Consider the following 18,776-nt stretch of genomic DNA (forward strand, 5'->3'; position numbering starts at 1 on the left):
TGGGATACGGACGGGCCATAGGTGCAGAAATTGCACGATGCCCGTTCGGACGAAGCCGCCCGATATATTTATAACTGCAATAGTGGGACACGATTTGCCCCCTTTCAGTCGCCGTTGGCATCGACCATGAAAACCGTGGGTTTGCCCCGCGAGGCGGGGTCCCATCCCGCCGATAATGCCGCTCGCACCCCTCGGGAAGCAATCGCGTCGTTGATGTGCAGGCGGCCTTTCGGCAATCCTTTCATCAGGCGCTTGGGCGCCGGAAATTCCAGTACCGCGCCGCGCGGCATGTCTCTGCAACGTAAAGAGACAGTCATCCCCTTCCAGCCATCGGAAGAGGACAGTTGAGGCTCGCTCAGGAGTTGCCAGTCATATTTCAAACCGTCGATCTCGACAGTGCCGCTGCGGCCGGGTGATTGAACCATGTCATGCCCTTAGCATGTCGTCAGCGTTACTCCATCCATGGTATCGAGAATGCAGGATCGTGTCTGTTGCCCACGGAGGCTGCCATCCCAAGCACGGCAGTGCGTTCTGGAGGAAAGCTGGAATGACAATCTTTCTTACTCGTTCAACCAGCCGGACAGGATCTCGCCCTTATGCCCTTCCGGCGCCAATGCCGCGCGCAAAGCTTCCAGCAGTGGCGGCAGCGTCTGCGTGAAGGCGTAAGGCGGATTGACGATGAAGAGACCCGCGCCGTTATAGATGCCGGGTTGCTCGCTATCGTACAGCCAATGCTCCACCCGCAGCAATTTCGGTATGCCGAGCTTGCGTAACTGCTGCTTCCACTGCTGATGCGTGGCACGGTCTTTCAGCGGAAACCAGATCACCGTCACACCATGCGCCCATTTGCGGTGCGCAGCGGCGAGGGTCGCGGTGATGCGCGCGCGCTCGTCCGTCTGCTCATAGGGTGGATCGACCACAACGACGCCGCGCGCAGTCCGGGGAGGCAACATGGCGAGCCAAAGTTCGTAGGCGTCGCGTTCATGCACCGCCGCGCGGGTATCCCGCATCACCGCGCGCAGGGTGTGAGCATCCTGCGGATGCTTTTCGTTGAGGATCAGGACATCCTGCGGACGCAAAAGCTGCGCCAGAAACCGCGGAGAGCCGGGATAGAGATGTGGTTCGCCACCCATATTCACCGCCCGCACGGCAGCGCGGTAGTCGTCCAGCAGGGGGGTCGGGTCGGCGAAGGCCCGCAGCACGCCCGACACGGCCTCGCCGGTGCGCTGGGCCTCGTCGCCGCGAAGGTCATACAGTCCACACCCCGCATGGGTATCCATCAGGGTCAGCGCGCTCTCCTTGAGCTGCAACGCCCGCACCAGAGCTATCAGCAGGCTGTGCTTCACGACATCGGCGCTGTTGCCGGCATGGAAGGAATGGCGATAATTCATGGCAATTCAAAATCCTGACCAGCGGTCGTTACACGAGCGGCTGAACCTTTTGCCAAGCAAAGCCATTGCGCGCCAGTATCGAAGGATGTCGAAGCCCAGCGGCCGACGGCGCAAGCTATTTCGTGCCGGCTGCCCGCCATGGTCGGAGACCAAGTCGCTCGCGTCATTGGCGGATAATGGCTCAAGAAGTTTTGCACGTCGCAATATCTGGCTGGGGCGGCAGGATACCCAGCCAGCTTCGCTCTAAGCATTTGAGGATAAAGGAACTTTGCCCTCCTCCGCCATGCAGGAGCCATGGCGGGGGCCACAAAAGGGGCCACGCAGATGACGAGCATTCAATATGTCAGCCGCAAGGACGGCATATATTATTTCCGACGGATCATCCGTTTAGGGGAAGATAAGCCTTTTCGCTTACGCGTTTCGCTCAGGACCATAAGTTATCGCCAGGCCAAGGCCATCGCGCCGGCGCTCGCGATGGCATGCGAGGTGATGCGGAACAGGCTGATGACGACAATGGGGCGAGACGGACTGTCGGCAGCGCAAAGGGCCGAAATTTTCAAGCGCCAGATGCTGCGCGAGCGCGACCGCATCGAGGCGGGGCACGCCCAGCTCCAGCTTCTGGATCTCGGCGGGCAACTGCCCGCCGACGCGCTCAGCTTCCGGCTCGACGCAGGCGAAGCGGTCAGTCGTGATCTTGCAGACAATGGTGCCACAGGCGAGTTTTTATTCGTTCGAATGCCGGACGAAAACGCCCCTGATGACGATGACCACCCCATCGAAATCATGACTTGGCAGGATTTCGCGGGATCGCTGGCGGCGGATGATCCCAATGCAGCGGTCGCCGATCATCTCCATTCCCTTGGCATCGACGCAACCGCGCTCAACCGACAGATGGCGCTCAGGGTTGTGCATCAAGCCGCTGTCGAGGCTTTGCGGGAATATAAACGCAACTTGGAAAATCCCGGCGCGGCCTATCCGCCCGTTCCGGTCGCCGGCGCTGACTTGCCCGCCCCATCACTCCCCGCATGCGCGACAGGCGGTCCTAGCCACGGAGGAACGCAACCGCCAGTCGCGCTGCAATCGCCTTGGGCCAGGATGACAGCTTCGCAAGCGGCAGCGGCCTTTATCGACGCCAACCCCCGTACCGGCGGACACGACGGGAACGCTCGTAAAAAAGGCAGCAGCTGGACAGAAAAAACGCGTGAGCAGTTCAAATTGCCGGCCTTGTTGCTGGAGCAGGTTATGATTGGGCGGCCGCTGGCAACCATCACCGACTTCGATCTGGTCCAACTCGACAGTTGCTTCAACAGTCTGCACGGCCCCAGCTTCCGAAAGTCGCCCCGCCAACGAGGAATGACGATCCAGGAGATTGTCGAGGAAAACGCCGCAGCAGTCCGCAAGGGCGAAATCGCCGAGGACGAAATCGGACTGGGGATCGGCACGACCAACCGGCACTGGGGATTTCTTCGCCAGCTTACAACTTGGTTCCAGCGCCATCAGCCGATTGCCAACCTTGATTATAGCGCCTTCATCATGGACGATGACCGAGATCCGCGATCGCTGCGCGACACTTACAGTGTCGAAGAGGGACAAGCTCTTTTTGCCCTTCCGCCATGGACGGGTTGCGCTTCCTCAACCCGCCGTTTGATGCCAGGCGAAACGATCATCCATGACGCCTGCTACTTTGTGCCTCTCATCGCCTGGTACACCGGGCTTCGCCGGGAGGAAATTTGCGGCTTGCAGCTTGTCGACATCGAACAGGAAGATGGCCAGTGGCATTTCAAGGTGCAGGTAAACAGCGAGCGGAGGCTTAAAACCAGAACTTCCCGTCGGCTGGTTCCGTTTGCTTCGGAATTGGGACGGCTGCGCCTGCCTGAATATGTTGAGGCTCTTCGGGCCGCAGGTGAAACGCTGTTGTTCCCTGAACTGGCAGCGGAAAGTGGCAAGGGCACGAAAGGTGATGCCTACTATAAAAACCACTGGAGAAAGCTTGCTACCCGCCTGCCTTTCCTTGAACCGGGCCAAGCCATGCATTCATTTCGCCACACGGTAACGGACGAGTTGAAGAATTTGAGCGTCTTTGAAGAAGTGCGCGCAGATCTGGTCGGTCATGCAATACAGTCAGAAACTGGGGGGCGATATTCTAAGGCCGCGCGACTGGGACCCCTACGCGCAGCCGTTGATCAGATCCCCATAGTTACGTCCGCCTTGACCGCGCCGCCCCTCGCGCTGTTGCCTGCTGGGATGCGTATGCCGCGCCGGGCGCGTGCGCCGCGACAAACATGATAACTATTTTCGATTGGCGAAGCTCAATGGCGCGGCGCGGGCTGCCATCACCCCGGTCGCGCCAAACACCAAGAGGACGACTGCCTGTTTGCCTGTGGTAGCTGGTAACCAGGGCGACCTAATCCATATTATCACGATAGGCGACTTGTGGACTTCGAATCAGCGGATCGTGAAAGGGGAGGGGACGCGGCTTTACCGCCTCAAAATGGACGACCGCTGATAGGTTCGACCCGATTTGATTGAGGGATTTGGATCGCCGAGCGCTCCCTCCCGGCGCCAACGCAGAAAATTGCTGTCCCTCGGTAGTCGCGCGGGTAGGGCGTGATCTTCGTATCCGTCATCCCAGACCCACGTGGCGGAAACGTGCCGGTCAAGCGTCTTAAGAGGGGGCGTTGCGCCCGGCGATCTTGGGGAAGTGCCAGGGCATGAGGGAATCGAGGTCCTTGTTGCTATGACCGTTGGCAAGCTTGGTGAGGGTGGCGGTGAGCCAGGCGAGCGGATCGACGTCCGAGAGTTTGCACGTTTCGAGAAGGCTGGCGAGCACCGCCCAATTGTCTGCCCCGGCATCGCTGCCGGCGAACAACGAGTTGCGGCGCGACAGGGCAATCGGGCGGATGCTTCTTTCGACCGTGTTGGTATCGAGCTCGACGCGGCCGTCGAGCAGGCAATAGGTGAGCTGCTGCCAGTGGTTGAGCATATAGTTGATCGCTTCGGCCATCTTGCCCTTGGCGCTGAACCGGCCGAGGTTCTTCGAGAGATAGTCGCGCAGGTTATCGAACAGCGGCTTCAGTATCAGCTGCCGCCCTTCGAACCGCGCCTCGGGCGAGGTGTCCCTGAGCGTCGCCTCGATCTTGTAGATCGCCGAGAAGCGACGGAGCACCTCGTCGGCAACGGGCTCCTTTTCGCGGAAATCGTAGAACTTGCGCCGCGCGTGAAGCAGGCAGAATGCGAGGGTGACGCCATTGCGGCGCTTGATCTCATTGTAGCCGGCATAGCCGTCCACCTGGAGCACCCCGGCGAAGTCGCCGAGATGGTCGATCGGATGCATGCCGCCGCGGCCGGCGGCGTACATGTAGACGACGGCGGGCGGCGCGAGTCCGCCCCATGGCCGATCGTCGCGGGCATAGGCCCACAGCTGGCCGCTCTTGGTCTTGCCGGTCCCGGGCGCCAGCACGGGCATGCGCGTCTCGTCGGCGAACAGCTTCACCGAACTTCGCAGCTCGGCGAGCAGATGCTGCCTGAGCGGAGTCAGCCACCATCCGACGCGCCCGACCCAGTCGGCGAGCGTTGCCCGGTCGAGATCGATCCCCTGGCGGGCGTAGATCTGGGCTTGCCGGTAAAGCGGAAGGTGATCGGCGTAGCGCGCGACGATGACCTGGGCGACGAGCGCGTCGGTGGGCAGGCCCTGATCGACGATGAAGCTTGGCGCCGGCGCCTGGGTGACGCCGCCCTCGTCGCAGCCGCGGCAGCCATAGCGCGGACGGCGGGTGACCAGCACGCGGAAGATGGTGGGCACGACGTCGAGGCGCTCGGTGACGTCCTCGCCGATGACATGAAGATCGTTGCCGCAGCAGGCACACTGCTTGTCTTCGATGTCGACGACCTGCTCGATACGCTCGAGATGGGCGGGCAGCGCTCCACGGTTGTTGCGGCGGCGGCGCTTTGTCTCGCCGGTCGCGTCAGCCTGGTCGATCAGCGCTTCGAGCCCGGCCTCGGCGCGCGACAAGGCAGCTTCGAGCTCTTCGAGCACGAGCTGGTACTGGTCGGGATCGAGCCGCTCGGCGCTCTGGCCGAAACGGTGGCGCTTGAACTGGTCGAGAATGTCGTTGAGGCGCTTGACCTCATCGCGGGCGGCCGCGAGCGCGTCCTCCATCTCGGCGGCCTTCGCCTCGGCGATGACGGCGGCGTGTTCGGCCGCTTTCGCGGTGGCGAGCGCGATGATCTCGCGCGCCTCAGCTTGGGCCGCAGCGCGGGCGAGCGCCTCGTTCTCGGCGTTGATGCGAACGATCTGCTGGTCGCGTTCGGCCGCCTCGGCGGTCAGCTTCGCGATGGTCGCGAGCAGCGCAACTGGGTCTTTGCAGGAGGCCGTCAGCGGGTCCATGGCAGGCATCGAATCACATGCGTAACGACGCGTCCAGCGCAGTTGACTCGGCCTGTCGCGACTATCTCACGCATCAGCGAAACCCTCGATTTTAGGCGGATTTACGCGCCTTGGCGCGCGGTGCCGACGCCAGTCCATGCCCGAGGTGAGTGCTGCCATCTGCGCCGCCGTGATCGAAAAACTGCCATCGACCGCCGGCGGCCAGGCGAATCCTTCGGCGGCCTCGGCGCGCTTGGTCATCAGCCAGATGCCGGTGCCGTCGAACCACAGAATCTTCAGCCTGTCCTTCCTCTTGGAACGAAAAATATAGGCGACTCCGCGCCACGGATCCTGGCTCAACTCGTGCTGGACCTTGGCCACCAGCGTGTCGATGCCGCAGCGGAAATCGATCGGCTTGGTGTAGATCAGCACCTTGGCGTCGCTGCCCGGCCCGATCATCGCGCCCTCAGCAGCGCTGCGATTACCGAGGCGACCAGCGTCGAACTTGCGCCGTGGGCGACCATCACTGGCACGCCGCGCACTTCCATTGCGACCTGCACCACCGCGTCCGGCAGCAGCCGCGCGTTCGCGGCCTCCGGTTCGAGCAGCACCGCCGGCACCGATGTCGGCTCGATGACCGCCGGCAGGAACATCGCCCTGTCCTCGCGCGCCGCGTCCTCCGCCATCTCGCGCAACTCGCGGCGCCAGGCATATATCTGGGCCGGAAGGACATCGAAACACGCGGCCACCTCCGCCATGCTGCACGCCGGATCGAGCGACAGCTCCACCACCGCGCGCTTCTCTTCCAGCGTCCAGCGCCGTCGGCGCCCGTTCTCCACGCCGCCACTGCCGTCGATCTCTTGCTCCACGTATCCGTCATCCCAGACCCACGTGGCGGAAACGTGCCGGTCAAGCGTCTTAAGAGGGGGCGTTGCGCCCGGCGATCTTGGGGAAGTGCCAGGGCATGAGGGAATCGAGGTCCTTGTTGCTATGACCGTTGGCAAGCTTGGTGAGGGTGGCGGTGAGCCAGGCGAGCGGATCGACGTCCGAGAGTTTGCACGTTTCGAGAAGGCTGGCGAGCACCGCCCAATTGTCTGCCCCGGCATCGCTGCCGGCGAACAACGAGTTGCGGCGCGACAGGGCAATCGGGCGGATGCTTCTTTCGACCGTGTTGGTATCGAGCTCGACGCGGCCGTCGAGCAGGCAATAGGTGAGCTGCTGCCAGTGGTTGAGCATATAGTTGATCGCTTCGGCCATCTTGCCCTTGGCGCTGAACCGGCCGAGGTTCTTCGAGAGATAGTCGCGCAGGTTATCGAACAGCGGCTTCAGTATCAGCTGCCGCCCTTCGAACCGCGCCTCGGGCGAGGTGTCCCTGAGCGTCGCCTCGATCTTGTAGATCGCCGAGAAGCGACGGAGCACCTCGTCGGCAACGGGCTCCTTTTCGCGGAAATCGTAGAACTTGCGCCGCGCGTGAAGCAGGCAGAATGCGAGGGTGACGCCATTGCGGCGCTTGATCTCATTGTAGCCGGCATAGCCGTCCACCTGGAGCACCCCGGCGAAGTCGCCGAGATGGTCGATCGGATGCATGCCGCCGCGGCCGGCGGCGTACATGTAGACGACGGCGGGCGGCGCGAGTCCGCCCCATGGCCGATCGTCGCGGGCATAGGCCCACAGCTGGCCGCTCTTGGTCTTGCCGGTCCCGGGCGCCAGCACGGGCATGCGCGTCTCGTCGGCGAACAGCTTCACCGAACTTCGCAGCTCGGCGAGCAGATGCTGCCTGAGCGGAGTCAGCCACCATCCGACGCGCCCGACCCAGTCGGCGAGCGTTGCCCGGTCGAGATCGATCCCCTGGCGGGCGTAGATCTGGGCTTGCCGGTAAAGCGGAAGGTGATCGGCGTAGCGCGCGACGATGACCTGGGCGACGAGCGCGTCGGTGGGCAGGCCCTGATCGACGATGAAGCTTGGCGCCGGCGCCTGGGTGACGCCGCCCTCGTCGCAGCCGCGGCAGCCATAGCGCGGACGGCGGGTGACCAGCACGCGGAAGATGGTGGGCACGACGTCGAGGCGCTCGGTGACGTCCTCGCCGATGACATGAAGATCGTTGCCGCAGCAGGCACACTGCTTGTCTTCGATGTCGACGACCTGCTCGATACGCTCGAGATGGGCGGGCAGCGCTCCACGGTTGTTGCGGCGGCGGCGCTTTGTCTCGCCGGTCGCGTCAGCCTGGTCGATCAGCGCTTCGAGCCCGGCCTCGGCGCGCGACAAGGCAGCTTCGAGCTCTTCGAGCACGAGCTGGTACTGGTCGGGATCGAGCCGCTCGGCGCTCTGGCCGAAACGGTGGCGCTTGAACTGGTCGAGAATGTCGTTGAGGCGCTTGACCTCATCGCGGGCGGCCGCGAGCGCGTCCTCCATCTCGGCGGCCTTCGCCTCGGCGATGACGGCGGCGTGTTCGGCCGCTTTCGCGGTGGCGAGCGCGATGATCTCGCGCGCCTCAGCTTGGGCCGCAGCGCGGGCGAGCGCCTCGTTCTCGGCGTTGATGCGAACGATCTGCTGGTCGCGTTCGGCCGCCTCGGCGGTCAGCTTCGCGATGGTCGCGAGCAGCGCAACTGGGTCTTTGCAGGAGGCCGTCAGCGGGTCCATGGCAGGCATCGAATCACATGCGTAACGACGCGTCCAGCGCAGTTGACTCGGCCTGTCGCGACTATCTCACGCATCAGCGAAACCCTCGATTTTAGGCGGATTTACGCGCCTTGGCGCGCGGTGCCGACGCCAGTCCATGCCCGAGGTGAGTGCTGCCATCTGCGCCGCCGTGATCGAAAAACTGCCATCGACCGCCGGCGGCCAGGCGAATCCTTCGGCGGCCTCGGCGCGCTTGGTCATCAGCCAGATGCCGGTGCCGTCGAACCACAGAATCTTCAGCCTGTCCTTCCTCTTGGAACGAAAAATATAGGCGACTCCGCGCCACGGATCCTGGCTCAACTCGTGCTGGACCTTGGCCACCAGCGTGTCGATGCCGCAGCGGAAATCGATCGGCTTGGTGTAGATCAGCACCTTGGCGTCGCTGCCCGGCCCGATCATCGCGCCCTCAGCAGCGCTGCGATTACCGAGGCGACCAGCGTCGAACTTGCGCCGTGGGCGACCATCACTGGCACGCCGCGCACTTCCATTGCGACCTGCACCACCGCGTCCGGCAGCAGCCGCGCGTTCGCGGCCTCCGGTTCGAGCAGCACCGCCGGCACCGATGTCGGCTCGATGACCGCCGGCAGGAACATCGCCCTGTCCTCGCGCGCCGCGTCCTCCGCCATCTCGCGCAACTCGCGGCGCCAGGCATATATCTGGGCCGGAAGGACATCGAAACACGCGGCCACCTCCGCCATGCTGCACGCCGGATCGAGCGACAGCTCCACCACCGCGCGCTTCTCTTCCAGCGTCCAGCGCCGTCGGCGCCCGTTCTCCACGCCGCCACTGCCGTCGATCTCTTGCTCCACAGTCACCCCGCCGAATCAAATTACGCGATATGCACGCGGGACACTCAAAGCTCATGGCCATCTACGCCACGTGGGTCTGGGATGACGGATACTGCTCCACAGTCACCCCGCCGAATCAAATTACGCGATATGCACGCGGGACACTCAAAGCTCATGGCCATCTACGCCACGTGGGTCTGGGATGACGGATACTGATCTTCTCAACCAGGATCGGCCAGTTCCGAGAACTGGCGCTCATCGTGGTCATGAGGTTACCGGCCCTGATCGGCCGCGCCTGCGGTTACGATTTGACCAACCTGCATCGCAAGACATCAACCGTATCCGTCATCCCAGACCCACGTGGCGGAAACGTGCCGGTCAAGCGTCTTAAGAGGGGGCGTTGCGCCCGGCGATCTTGGGGAAGTGCCAGGGCATGAGGGAATCGAGGTCCTTGTTGCTATGACCGTTGGCAAGCTTGGTGAGGGTGGCGGTGAGCCAGGCGAGCGGATCGACGTCCGAGAGTTTGCACGTTTCGAGAAGGCTGGCGAGCACCGCCCAATTGTCTGCCCCGGCATCGCTGCCGGCGAACAACGAGTTGCGGCGCGACAGGGCAATCGGGCGGATGCTTCTTTCGACCGTGTTGGTATCGAGCTCGACGCGGCCGTCGAGCAGGCAATAGGTGAGCTGCTGCCAGTGGTTGAGCATATAGTTGATCGCTTCGGCCATCTTGCCCTTGGCGCTGAACCGGCCGAGGTTCTTCGAGAGATAGTCGCGCAGGTTATCGAACAGCGGCTTCAGTATCAGCTGCCGCCCTTCGAACCGCGCCTCGGGCGAGGTGTCCCTGAGCGTCGCCTCGATCTTGTAGATCGCCGAGAAGCGACGGAGCACCTCGTCGGCAACGGGCTCCTTTTCGCGGAAATCGTAGAACTTGCGCCGCGCGTGAAGCAGGCAGAATGCGAGGGTGACGCCATTGCGGCGCTTGATCTCATTGTAGCCGGCATAGCCGTCCACCTGGAGCACCCCGGCGAAGTCGCCGAGATGGTCGATCGGATGCATGCCGCCGCGGCCGGCGGCGTACATGTAGACGACGGCGGGCGGCGCGAGTCCGCCCCATGGCCGATCGTCGCGGGCATAGGCCCACAGCTGGCCGCTCTTGGTCTTGCCGGTCCCGGGCGCCAGCACGGGCATGCGCGTCTCGTCGGCGAACAGCTTCACCGAACTTCGCAGCTCGGCGAGCAGATGCTGCCTGAGCGGAGTCAGCCACCATCCGACGCGCCCGACCCAGTCGGCGAGCGTTGCCCGGTCGAGATCGATCCCCTGGCGGGCGTAGATCTGGGCTTGCCGGTAAAGCGGAAGGTGATCGGCGTAGCGCGCGACGATGACCTGGGCGACGAGCGCGTCGGTGGGCAGGCCCTGATCGACGATGAAGCTTGGCGCCGGCGCCTGGGTGACGCCGCCCTCGTCGCAGCCGCGGCAGCCATAGCGCGGACGGCGGGTGACCAGCACGCGGAAGATGGTGGGCACGACGTCGAGGCGCTCGGTGACGTCCTCGCCGATGACATGAAGATCGTTGCCGCAGCAGGCACACTGCTTGTCTTCGATGTCGACGACCTGCTCGATACGCTCGAGATGGGCGGGCAGCGCTCCACGGTTGTTGCGGCGGCGGCGCTTTGTCTCGCCGGTCGCGTCAGCCTGGTCGATCAGCGCTTCGAGCCCGGCCTCGGCGCGCGACAAGGCAGCTTCGAGCTCTTCGAGCACGAGCTGGTACTGGTCGGGATCGAGCCGCTCGGCGCTCTGGCCGAAACGGTGGCGCTTGAACTGGTCGAGAATGTCGTTGAGGCGCTTGACCTCATCGCGGGCGGCCGCGAGCGCGTCCTCCATCTCGGCGGCCTTCGCCTCGGCGATGACGGCGGCGTGTTCGGCCGCTTTCGCGGTGGCGAGCGCGATGATCTCGCGCGCCTCAGCTTGGGCCGCAGCGCGGGCGAGCGCCTCGTTCTCGGCGTTGATGCGAACGATCTGCTGGTCGCGTTCGGCCGCCTCGGCGGTCAGCTTCGCGATGGTCGCGAGCAGCGCAACTGGGTCTTTGCAGGAGGCCGTCAGCGGGTCCATGGCAGGCATCGAATCACATGCGTAACGACGCGTCCAGCGCAGTTGACTCGGCCTGTCGCGACTATCTCACGCATCAGCGAAACCCTCGATTTTAGGCGGATTTACGCGCCTTGGCGCGCGGTGCCGACGCCAGTCCATGCCCGAGGTGAGTGCTGCCATCTGCGCCGCCGTGATCGAAAAACTGCCATCGACCGCCGGCGGCCAGGCGAATCCTTCGGCGGCCTCGGCGCGCTTGGTCATCAGCCAGATGCCGGTGCCGTCGAACCACAGAATCTTCAGCCTGTCCTTCCTCTTGGAACGAAAAATATAGGCGACTCCGCGCCACGGATCCTGGCTCAACTCGTGCTGGACCTTGGCCACCAGCGTGTCGATGCCGCAGCGGAAATCGATCGGCTTGGTGTAGATCAGCACCTTGGCGTCGCTGCCCGGCCCGATCATCGCGCCCTCAGCAGCGCTGCGATTACCGAGGCGACCAGCGTCGAACTTGCGCCGTGGGCGACCATCACTGGCACGCCGCGCACTTCCATTGCGACCTGCACCACCGCGTCCGGCAGCAGCCGCGCGTTCGCGGCCTCCGGTTCGAGCAGCACCGCCGGCACCGATGTCGGCTCGATGACCGCCGGCAGGAACATCGCCCTGTCCTCGCGCGCCGCGTCCTCCGCCATCTCGCGCAACTCGCGGCGCCAGGCATATATCTGGGCCGGAAGGACATCGAAACACGCGGCCACCTCCGCCATGCTGCACGCCGGATCGAGCGACAGCTCCACCACCGCGCGCTTCTCTTCCAGCGTCCAGCGCCGTCGGCGCCCGTTCTCCACGCCGCCACTGCCGTCGATCTCTTGCTCCACAGTCACCCCGCCGAATCAAATTACGCGATATGCACGCGGGACACTCAAAGCTCATGGCCATCTACGCCACGTGGGTCTGGGATGACGGATACCATCAACCTTTGGGATGTCGCATCTTTTCAAAGTCGATGATCTTCGCCGGCCCCTGCGATGCGCGGCCCACGAACCAGTCAATTTCGTCGTTCCACTGCTCAGCAGTAAGACCCGACATATCAAGCGCCCACGCCGGTGGCGAACCCAACTGGCGCATCGCCAGTAATATCTTCCTTTGCAGCAGCGGGTCCCTGGCTGCCTCCCGCGCCCAGTCGACTTCGCCCTGCCGTGTTCCTCTGGCCGCATCATGCAAATTGACCTGCGGGTCAGCCAACATGTTCAGAAGTGCGGTGGCGATGAGATCTTCGATAAGCGTCCTTTCGGCCTGGCCACCTTCGGTCATCATTCGTCTCCCGGCCACGCATCGGCTGATTTAAGATTGTCTAGAACGTGAAGGATGTTCAGGAATGTGTCTCCATCATCCACAACCGAACCGGCTGGGAAAGCCGCTACCACAGCGAGCGCCAGGCTCTAGCATGGCCGACCGTCTCAAAGCTGAAGTTGGCGACTGTTGCATATTCAAGGCCTTGCCATCATGCGGGTCACGACGCTCAAATATTCGCGCATGTAGGACGCGGTGGTATCCGTCAGGTCGATCAGATCGCGGCGTTTATCCTTGGGATCCGGCCATCTCCGCAACAAACCTTCATCTGTCATTTGCTTCACCGCCCGCAGGGCCGTGGTCATGGGCACGGACGCTGCAATGCACACGCTGGACACGGAAAGCGTCTGGTGCTCGAGGCGTGCGCGCATGAGATCCAGAAGTATGTCCCAAACCGGGTCTGCGAAGAGGCGGTTCGAAAAATATCGCATTCGCAGTGAGCGCCCACTCAAGATCGTTTGCAACGTCGCATTCAACTCTTGATCTGATAGCTCTCCAGAAGTCGAAACCTCGCCACCGGGCTCGTTCATAGACGCAATCAATCGGGTGAGTTGCAAGCCGATTCCCGACAAAGACTCTCGCCTCTGGAGATCTAAATGCTCCCGTAAACGACCGATGGCTCGACGCAAGGCCGTGGCGAACGTGTCCACGTTGAAGGGACGGACAACCACATCGACTGCTTTGGAACGCAAGGCTTCCAATGCGAAATCGGCGGTGAGCGTGTCGGTAACGATGATTGGAACAACAGGCCGACCGTTATCGGCCCGTAGCAGGAGCTCTTCAATAACTCTGAGTCCCCCTATATGGGGCATTTGCTCGCTTGCCAGAATGATCTGTATGGAAGACACACGATGAAGGAGATCAATTGCGTCGCCGAGGTTGGTTGCACTGTGATACTCATAGCCCAGCGTTCCGAGCACGTGCTGACAGTCACTCAACGCCGCAGGGTCATGCTCGATCACCATGACTGCCGGCTGGATGAAATCAGGTCGATCAATAGCAGCCAGTGAAATGACCGAACTCTCGTTCACGAAGAAATGCCCCTTGTTTTTGTTAAGCCCTAAATTCGCGCAGACTTTCACGCACGTAAAACTAAATGTTCAATTTTTACTTTGTCTTCCTCTCGCCATTTATTGTACCACCCGTTCCCATAACCACTTATCGACCCCGCGCCTTGATCCACATCAAAGTCTTGTTTCGCACCGGCCTTTCCTTGGCTAACCTAGTTTAAGGGATCCACGGCTCGGCCGTTACGGAGCACCTCATAGTGCAAGTGCGGTCCCGTAGAGCGACCGGTGGAACCGACATATCCTATGACGCTGTTTCGCAGGACACGCTGTCCCGGCTCAACCGCAAGGCGTGACATATGGCCATAGCGGGTGGCCATCCGCTGACCGTGATCGATGGCCACCAGCAGGCCATAGCCACCGCTCCACCCGGCCTGCGACACAATGCCGTCCGCAGCCGCGCGGACGGGCGTGCCTATCGGCGCGGCAAGGTCTATCCCCTGGTGATTCCGCATGCCGCCCAGCAGCGGATGAGCACGCATGCCGAAAGCGCTCGTGATACGCAGGAAAGCAAGCGGCTTCGCTGCAGATTCGGACAGAGGGAATTTGGTTGGGGAGCGCAGTGACAGGTTGCGCCTCAGTGCACCTGTTTCGTCGAAGCCATCAGCAGACTGATCGAATTTATTGAGGACCTGTCGCGGAGCATCGGTTTCGTAGATCGCCGCGAGCGATGGCACGCGCCTGGGTTCCTCATGCCAGGCATCCATCAAGCGTTCGTATTGATCGTCGCCGAAGCCGAATTGTTCATCCTGTGCTGCCCGTTCCGACGCTGCGACAGAATTTGGCTGAAGCAGGAGCAGAAGGGCGGCTGAGCAGGCTGAACTAATCCGAGCATAATTCACGCGCATGGAGGGTCGCTCGTTCGTGCGAGGAGAAAATATCTTAGCGATAGATGAGCCGTTCCGCCCGCTGAGCGGTCGCCGACCCAAGACGGCCATGGAACCGGAGAATTTCACCGAGCCGAACCGGATCACCTACAAAAAGCCCCCGGCGGTTATGCCGGGGGCTTCGCCCATCCCCGGCATAACCGGGGATAGTCCTTCGTATCAGAACACGTAGACGTTGGTGTTCGCGCCGACCGTGTCGAGACCGGTCAGGCCAGTCACACCGGACAGTTCGATGACCGTGTCCGTCACAGCTCCCTGGCTGAAGACATAGCTGTCACCCAGGTACTCGAACACGAGGGTTTCACCAACCGCATCCGCTGCGGTGTTCGCCAGGCTGCGAGCCTCGGCGAGCGTGGCCGGCCCAGCACCCGTGAAGGTAAGAAGGCCATTCTCGAGCTCGTAGCCAGAGCCAGCTGGCGCAGCGTCATCGGCCTGAACTGCGGAAGCAAGCGTGATCACGTCGAAGCCGCTCTGTGCAGCAGCATCTTCAGCCGTCCCCTTCTCGAAGCCGACGATCGAGCGATCGTTGGCAGCAGCCAGGACATCGTCGCCTGAGCCGAGAGTGATCGAGCCACCCGCAGCCAGATTCGCCAGATCAAAGGCCAGATTACCAGTGAGCGCCGACGCATTCACCGACGTTACCTGGTTGCTCAGATCGAGATTCAACGCCTGAGCACCCGAAACGGTCACGTTGGTCAGCGACGCACCAGTGAAGTCAAGGTCATTCGTAGCGTTGGCACCCCCCGAAACGACCGACAGCGTCGTCGCGGCACCAGCATTGATCTGGAGGTTCGTAGCATTGTCCGTGGCGCCAGTCGCGGCATCGAAGAATGCCGAGTCGAAGACCGCGTTGACGGAGGTAGCATTGGTGGTGACCGAAGCATCTCTATTGGCGGCGGTCGTTGCGGCGCTCGGAGCGGTCAGTTCATCGATGTCGAGGGTGACGGTCAGCGCACCAGGCGTCGCCTGGTTGAATACGAGATCGTTGACAACGTTGGTATCACCCGTGACGCGGTATCCGACATTAGCGCCAACATTGCTCAGTTGAGCCTGCGTAGCACCTACATCGCCGGACGCGACGAACTCGGTAACGGTGTTGTTGGTCGCCAAAATGTTGACGTCAAGCTCCTTGTTGAGGCCAACCGCATCGAACACTTCGAAGTTCGAGAAAGCGCCGATGTTCGCCGCCCCCACGATGTTGAGCAGGAGCGTATCCGAGCCTGCACCCGCGTCGATCGTGTCGCCGGCATTGACCGTCGCGCCACCGGTCACGTTGAACGTGTCAACGTCCGCACCGAGGTTGATAGTCAGCTTGCCGTCGCCGCGGCTGTTGAGCGTGACGACGTCATCACCGTCGCCAGCATCAACAGTCGTCGTGCCCGCGCCCGTGGTGTTGATCAGAATATCGTCGGCGCCAGCGGCCGTCGACACTGTCGCGGAAACTGTTTCGTCCACCGATGTAGCCGAAGCGTCAACGGCAGTGGCCGTGACAAGCTCCACGATGTCGTCGCCGGCGCCCGTTTTGATAGTCGCAACCGAACCAGCGGTGCCACCACCGACCGTCCCGTCGAAGAAGATGCTGCCCGCGCTCGCCGAAGCGTCGATGGTGCGGATGTCAGCGGAAGCCGCGCTTGCCGCGTTTTCATTGACAACGAGGATTGTCTCAACCGCAGTATTGACGGAGAAAGTTTCAACGTTGGCGCCAGCATTGGCTACCAGGATGAGGCTAGCTTCGTCTGCATCGGTCTCATCGCCCTTAACAATCGTTCCGGACACCGAAACCGAGTTGAGCGAAGAAGTCGCCGATGTGGGCCCCCCATTTACAACGATCAGCTGATCATTCGGACCGCCGAAGATGCCCGTTCCACGCGTGTTATCCAACGCAATCGAGACCGACGTTGCAACATCAGTCGCCTGAACATTGAGCCCAGCGCTCAGATCAGCATTGCGGAAGCCAGCGACCGTGCCTTCGGACAGGTTGGTGACGTTGTTGGCGGCATTGATCTGCCACAGCTCCTCCACCCCGACAAACTTCGATGCGTCGGCAATGTTGGCGGCGGCGGGCGTCGTATTGATGATGTTGACAGTTTCGATGTTCTGGATCGAAGCCGTGCTCGGGAGCGTTCGATTGTTGTTTGCATCTGTGAAGATGTTGAGCGTATCGGAACCCGCACCACCGTCGAGATCGTCGAAATCCGACAGCGTGTTTGCTTCATCTCCAGCGGCACTCACCGTCAGCGCATTGAACACGTCATCGCCATTGGTGGCAACAAAGGTATCGGGCCCAGGAGTCAAGGTCAGTGTCTGCACGGCGGTGCCGCTGCTGCTGTCAATGGTGGTTGGCACCACGGGCGAGGCTGCAGTAGACGGGACGGTAGTGCCGCCGAGGGTCAGGCCCGAAGCAGAAACCTTCGCTTCAACGGTGCCGTTGGCGAAGCTGATCAGCGTGCCGTTGGTGTCGTTCTGCAGGGTGATGCGAGCAACCTGAGCGCCGCTGCTAAACACCAGCAGCTGATTACCGGCCTGCTGGAAGGTGTAGGACGAGGTGGCGCCCGCTAGACGAACCTGCTCGACATTCTGGTCGACGACAATGCCGGTTGCGTTGTTGGTGTAGGTGACGGTTTCGGTGCCAGCGGCGCCGAACACGTTGCCGCCGAAGGTCACGCCAGTGAGATTGTCACCCGACGAAAGATAAAGATCAGCCATTTGCTTGCTCCAGGAAAACTGGGATGTCCAGTTAGGAAGGTTATTGCACTGTGACGACGATGATCCCGCCCTAGAGGGGGCGGGATCACACCAGGATCAGGCGAAGGTGCCTGCGCCGAAGACAGTATTCAGGTCGCTCGGGCCGAACAGCGCCTCATCCTGCGCCCGGGTAAGACCCGTCAGCACTATCTGCGTCACCTGTCCGCTGTTGGCATATTGGATAGTCGCCTGGCCATCGGTGAAGTCGCTGTTGTTGAGCGTCCCCGGATTGCCAGCCGGGCTGACGATCTCGTCGCCCGCACCGAAGCCGCTGATGGTGTGCACATAGTTGCCGGCTTCCACCGTGTAGGTGACGTCGCCCGCCGAAGCGTCGCTCGTTCCTGCAGCGTTGATCGTCACGCCCGTCGACGGCGGCGCGGTGACGTTCACCGTGACCGTGTATTCGGTCACTGCGGTGCCGTCGCTCACCTGGATGGTGAAGTCGTCGGTGCCGACAAAGCCCGCATTCGCGGTATAGGTGTTGGTCGCCAGATCGATCGTGCCATTCGCCGGGCCATCAGTGGGGCTGATGGAAGCGGTTAGTGCATCCCCGTCAACGTCCGACGCGCTGATCGTGAAAGCCTGCGAGGCGCCCGATACAACCGAGAAGGCCCTCGTGGCCGACGCATCGATGGTCGGTGCGTCGTTCACAGCCGCAAGGTTGACGGTGACGGTCTGGGTCGATGAAGCACCAGCCGAATCGGTCACAGTCACCGTGAAGGTATCCGTGCCATTGAAGTTCGCGTTCGGCGTGTAAGTGAATACGCCATCCTGACCACCCGTTACGGTGCCATTCTGGGCGCCCGCGGCCGAATAGGTCAGCGCGTTATTCTCTGCGTCAGTCGCCGAGACAGTGACGGTCGCAGCAGCATCTTCCGTGCCGGCCACGGTCTGAGTTGCGGCAACGGTCGGCGCAGTGTTGGCCGGCGGGGGCGGCGGGGGAGCCACGGTGTCATTGTCATCATCGTCGCCACCAGACGCCGCAATCGCGATCAGACCGCCCGCTGCAACGACGCCGCCGATGATCAGCGGAGTGCTGACGCCACCGCCACCGACGCCAGCACCGGCGTCCGCGCCGCCGGAAGCCTGGGCGAAGGAGAAGGCCTCGCCGCCGAACATTCCAGCGGAACCGGCCATGGAACCGGACACATCGGCCATGACGTTAGCAAACGAGAAATCGCCGGCGAGCGACGCGTCAGGCGCGAGCGTGCCAGGCACCGCTTGCTGCAGCTCATCGGCTTCACCCTGCGGCAGAACGGCAGCGGAATGATAGGCTGCGGCCTCTGCAGCTGCCGCCTCGTCATGGGCCTGCTTCTGTGCAGCCTGCTTGTCATGATGGTCTTTGGCGCGGCCGAGCACCTTCGCTCGTGCAGCTGTCGCCGTCGTTACGTTCTTTGTCATTTTTCCCCCAATATGGGCTA

The 18,776-nt window shown here is 62.4% G+C and carries 17 protein-coding genes; 1 reads left to right on the forward strand and 16 read right to left on the reverse strand.

What is annotated here, in order from left to right:
- Positions 1-104: 104 nt before the first annotated feature.
- Entirely contained in the window at positions 105-425 is a 321-nt protein-coding gene (locus SAMIE_RS09735) for a hypothetical protein (RefSeq protein WP_066703758.1), read from the reverse strand.
- 135 nt (positions 426-560) lie between these two features.
- Complete coding sequence (locus SAMIE_RS09740; protein WP_066703760.1) at positions 561-1,391, reverse strand: 23S rRNA (adenine(2030)-N(6))-methyltransferase RlmJ; 831 nt, start codon at positions 1,389-1,391, stop codon at positions 561-563.
- 324 nt (positions 1,392-1,715) lie between these two features.
- Here SAMIE_RS09740 and SAMIE_RS09745 point away from each other — a divergent pair, with 324 nt between their 5' ends.
- The gene (locus SAMIE_RS09745) at positions 1,716-3,677 is read left to right on the forward strand and encodes a site-specific integrase (RefSeq protein ID WP_232037412.1); all 1,962 of its coding nucleotides are present in this window, start codon (positions 1,716-1,718) and stop codon (positions 3,675-3,677) included.
- A 379-nt stretch (positions 3,678-4,056) separates the two neighbouring features.
- Here SAMIE_RS09745 and tnpC (SAMIE_RS09750) read toward each other — a convergent pair whose 3' ends face one another.
- From tnpC (SAMIE_RS09750) to SAMIE_RS09815, 14 genes are all read right to left on the reverse strand, one after another.
- The gene (tnpC, locus tag SAMIE_RS09750) at positions 4,057-5,550 is read right to left on the reverse strand and encodes an IS66 family transposase (RefSeq protein WP_066522435.1); all 1,494 of its coding nucleotides are present in this window, start codon (positions 5,548-5,550) and stop codon (positions 4,057-4,059) included.
- A 294-nt stretch (positions 5,551-5,844) separates the two neighbouring features.
- Positions 5,845-6,216: an IS66 family insertion sequence element accessory protein TnpB gene (tnpB, locus tag SAMIE_RS09755; RefSeq protein WP_062346440.1), complete on the reverse strand. Its 372-nt coding sequence runs from the start codon at positions 6,214-6,216 to the stop codon at positions 5,845-5,847.
- Positions 6,213-6,626: a transposase gene (locus SAMIE_RS23390; protein WP_062346444.1), complete on the reverse strand. Its 414-nt coding sequence runs from the start codon at positions 6,624-6,626 to the stop codon at positions 6,213-6,215. The genes tnpB (SAMIE_RS09755) and SAMIE_RS23390 overlap by 4 nt, the downstream gene beginning before the upstream one ends.
- A gap of 49 nt (positions 6,627-6,675) precedes the next feature.
- Entirely contained in the window at positions 6,676-8,169 is a 1,494-nt protein-coding gene (tnpC, locus tag SAMIE_RS09765; RefSeq protein WP_066522435.1) for an IS66 family transposase, read from the reverse strand.
- A gap of 294 nt (positions 8,170-8,463) precedes the next feature.
- Positions 8,464-8,835 (reverse strand): IS66 family insertion sequence element accessory protein TnpB, encoded by a 372-nt coding sequence (gene tnpB, locus SAMIE_RS09770; RefSeq protein WP_062346440.1) that lies wholly within the window; start codon positions 8,833-8,835, stop codon positions 8,464-8,466.
- The gene (locus tag SAMIE_RS09775; RefSeq protein WP_062346444.1) at positions 8,832-9,245 is read right to left on the reverse strand and encodes a transposase; all 414 of its coding nucleotides are present in this window, start codon (positions 9,243-9,245) and stop codon (positions 8,832-8,834) included. The genes tnpB (SAMIE_RS09770) and SAMIE_RS09775 overlap by 4 nt, the downstream gene beginning before the upstream one ends.
- Before the next feature lie 366 nt (positions 9,246-9,611).
- Complete coding sequence (gene tnpC / locus SAMIE_RS09780; protein ID WP_066522435.1) at positions 9,612-11,105, reverse strand: IS66 family transposase; 1,494 nt, start codon at positions 11,103-11,105, stop codon at positions 9,612-9,614.
- 294 nt (positions 11,106-11,399) lie between these two features.
- Positions 11,400-11,771: an IS66 family insertion sequence element accessory protein TnpB gene (gene tnpB / locus SAMIE_RS09785; protein WP_062346440.1), complete on the reverse strand. Its 372-nt coding sequence runs from the start codon at positions 11,769-11,771 to the stop codon at positions 11,400-11,402.
- Positions 11,768-12,181 (reverse strand): transposase, encoded by a 414-nt coding sequence (locus SAMIE_RS09790; protein ID WP_062346444.1) that lies wholly within the window; start codon positions 12,179-12,181, stop codon positions 11,768-11,770. Before SAMIE_RS09790 ends, tnpB (SAMIE_RS09785) begins: the two co-directional genes overlap by 4 nt.
- Positions 12,182-12,275: 94 nt before the next feature.
- Positions 12,276-12,620, reverse strand: coding sequence for a hypothetical protein (locus tag SAMIE_RS09795; RefSeq protein ID WP_066703121.1), 345 nt, complete (start codon positions 12,618-12,620; stop codon positions 12,276-12,278).
- Between the two features lie 173 nt (positions 12,621-12,793).
- Entirely contained in the window at positions 12,794-13,687 is an 894-nt protein-coding gene (locus SAMIE_RS09800; protein WP_126516809.1) for a response regulator, read from the reverse strand.
- Between the two features lie 191 nt (positions 13,688-13,878).
- Positions 13,879-14,571 (reverse strand): M23 family metallopeptidase, encoded by a 693-nt coding sequence (locus tag SAMIE_RS09805; RefSeq protein WP_066703114.1) that lies wholly within the window; start codon positions 14,569-14,571, stop codon positions 13,879-13,881.
- Between the two features lie 198 nt (positions 14,572-14,769).
- Positions 14,770-17,316 carry a beta strand repeat-containing protein gene (locus SAMIE_RS09810; RefSeq protein WP_066703111.1) on the reverse strand — a complete coding sequence of 849 codons (2,547 nt, stop codon included), beginning with the start codon at positions 17,314-17,316 and terminating at the stop codon, positions 14,770-14,772.
- Positions 17,317-17,412: 96 nt separating this feature from the next.
- On the reverse strand, positions 17,413-18,756 hold the full coding sequence (locus SAMIE_RS09815) for a tandem-95 repeat protein (RefSeq protein WP_083952606.1): 1,344 nt from the start codon (positions 18,754-18,756) through the stop codon (positions 17,413-17,415).
- Positions 18,757-18,776 lie beyond the last annotated feature (20 nt).

Source organism: Sphingobium amiense (assembly GCF_003967075.1).
Lineage (GTDB): Bacteria > Pseudomonadota > Alphaproteobacteria > Sphingomonadales > Sphingomonadaceae > Sphingobium > Sphingobium amiense.

Excerpts from the sequence above, each read along its gene's own strand:
- SAMIE_RS09735 (WP_066703758.1), bottom strand. The coding sequence starts at position 425 with ATGGTTCAATCACCCGGCCGCAGCGGCACTGTCGAGATCGACGGTTTG.
- SAMIE_RS09740 (WP_066703760.1), bottom strand. The coding sequence starts at position 1,391 with ATGAATTATCGCCATTCCTTCCATGCCGGCAACAGCGCCGATGTCGTG.
- SAMIE_RS09745 (WP_232037412.1), top strand. The coding sequence starts at position 1,716 with ATGACGAGCATTCAATATGTCAGCCGCAAGGACGGCATATATTATTTC.
- tnpC (WP_066522435.1), bottom strand. The coding sequence starts at position 5,550 with ATGGAGGACGCGCTCGCGGCCGCCCGCGATGAGGTCAAGCGCCTCAAC.
- tnpB (WP_062346440.1), bottom strand. The coding sequence starts at position 6,216 with ATGATCGGGCCGGGCAGCGACGCCAAGGTGCTGATCTACACCAAGCCG.
- tnpC (WP_066522435.1), bottom strand. The coding sequence starts at position 8,169 with ATGGAGGACGCGCTCGCGGCCGCCCGCGATGAGGTCAAGCGCCTCAAC.
- tnpB (WP_062346440.1), bottom strand. The coding sequence starts at position 8,835 with ATGATCGGGCCGGGCAGCGACGCCAAGGTGCTGATCTACACCAAGCCG.
- tnpC (WP_066522435.1), bottom strand. The coding sequence starts at position 11,105 with ATGGAGGACGCGCTCGCGGCCGCCCGCGATGAGGTCAAGCGCCTCAAC.
- tnpB (WP_062346440.1), bottom strand. The coding sequence starts at position 11,771 with ATGATCGGGCCGGGCAGCGACGCCAAGGTGCTGATCTACACCAAGCCG.
- SAMIE_RS09795 (WP_066703121.1), bottom strand. The coding sequence starts at position 12,620 with ATGATGACCGAAGGTGGCCAGGCCGAAAGGACGCTTATCGAAGATCTC.
- SAMIE_RS09805 (WP_066703114.1), bottom strand. The coding sequence starts at position 14,571 with ATGCGCGTGAATTATGCTCGGATTAGTTCAGCCTGCTCAGCCGCCCTT.
- SAMIE_RS09810 (WP_066703111.1), bottom strand. The coding sequence starts at position 17,316 with ATGGCTGATCTTTATCTTTCGTCGGGTGACAATCTCACTGGCGTGACC.
- SAMIE_RS09815 (WP_083952606.1), bottom strand. The coding sequence starts at position 18,756 with ATGACAAAGAACGTAACGACGGCGACAGCTGCACGAGCGAAGGTGCTC.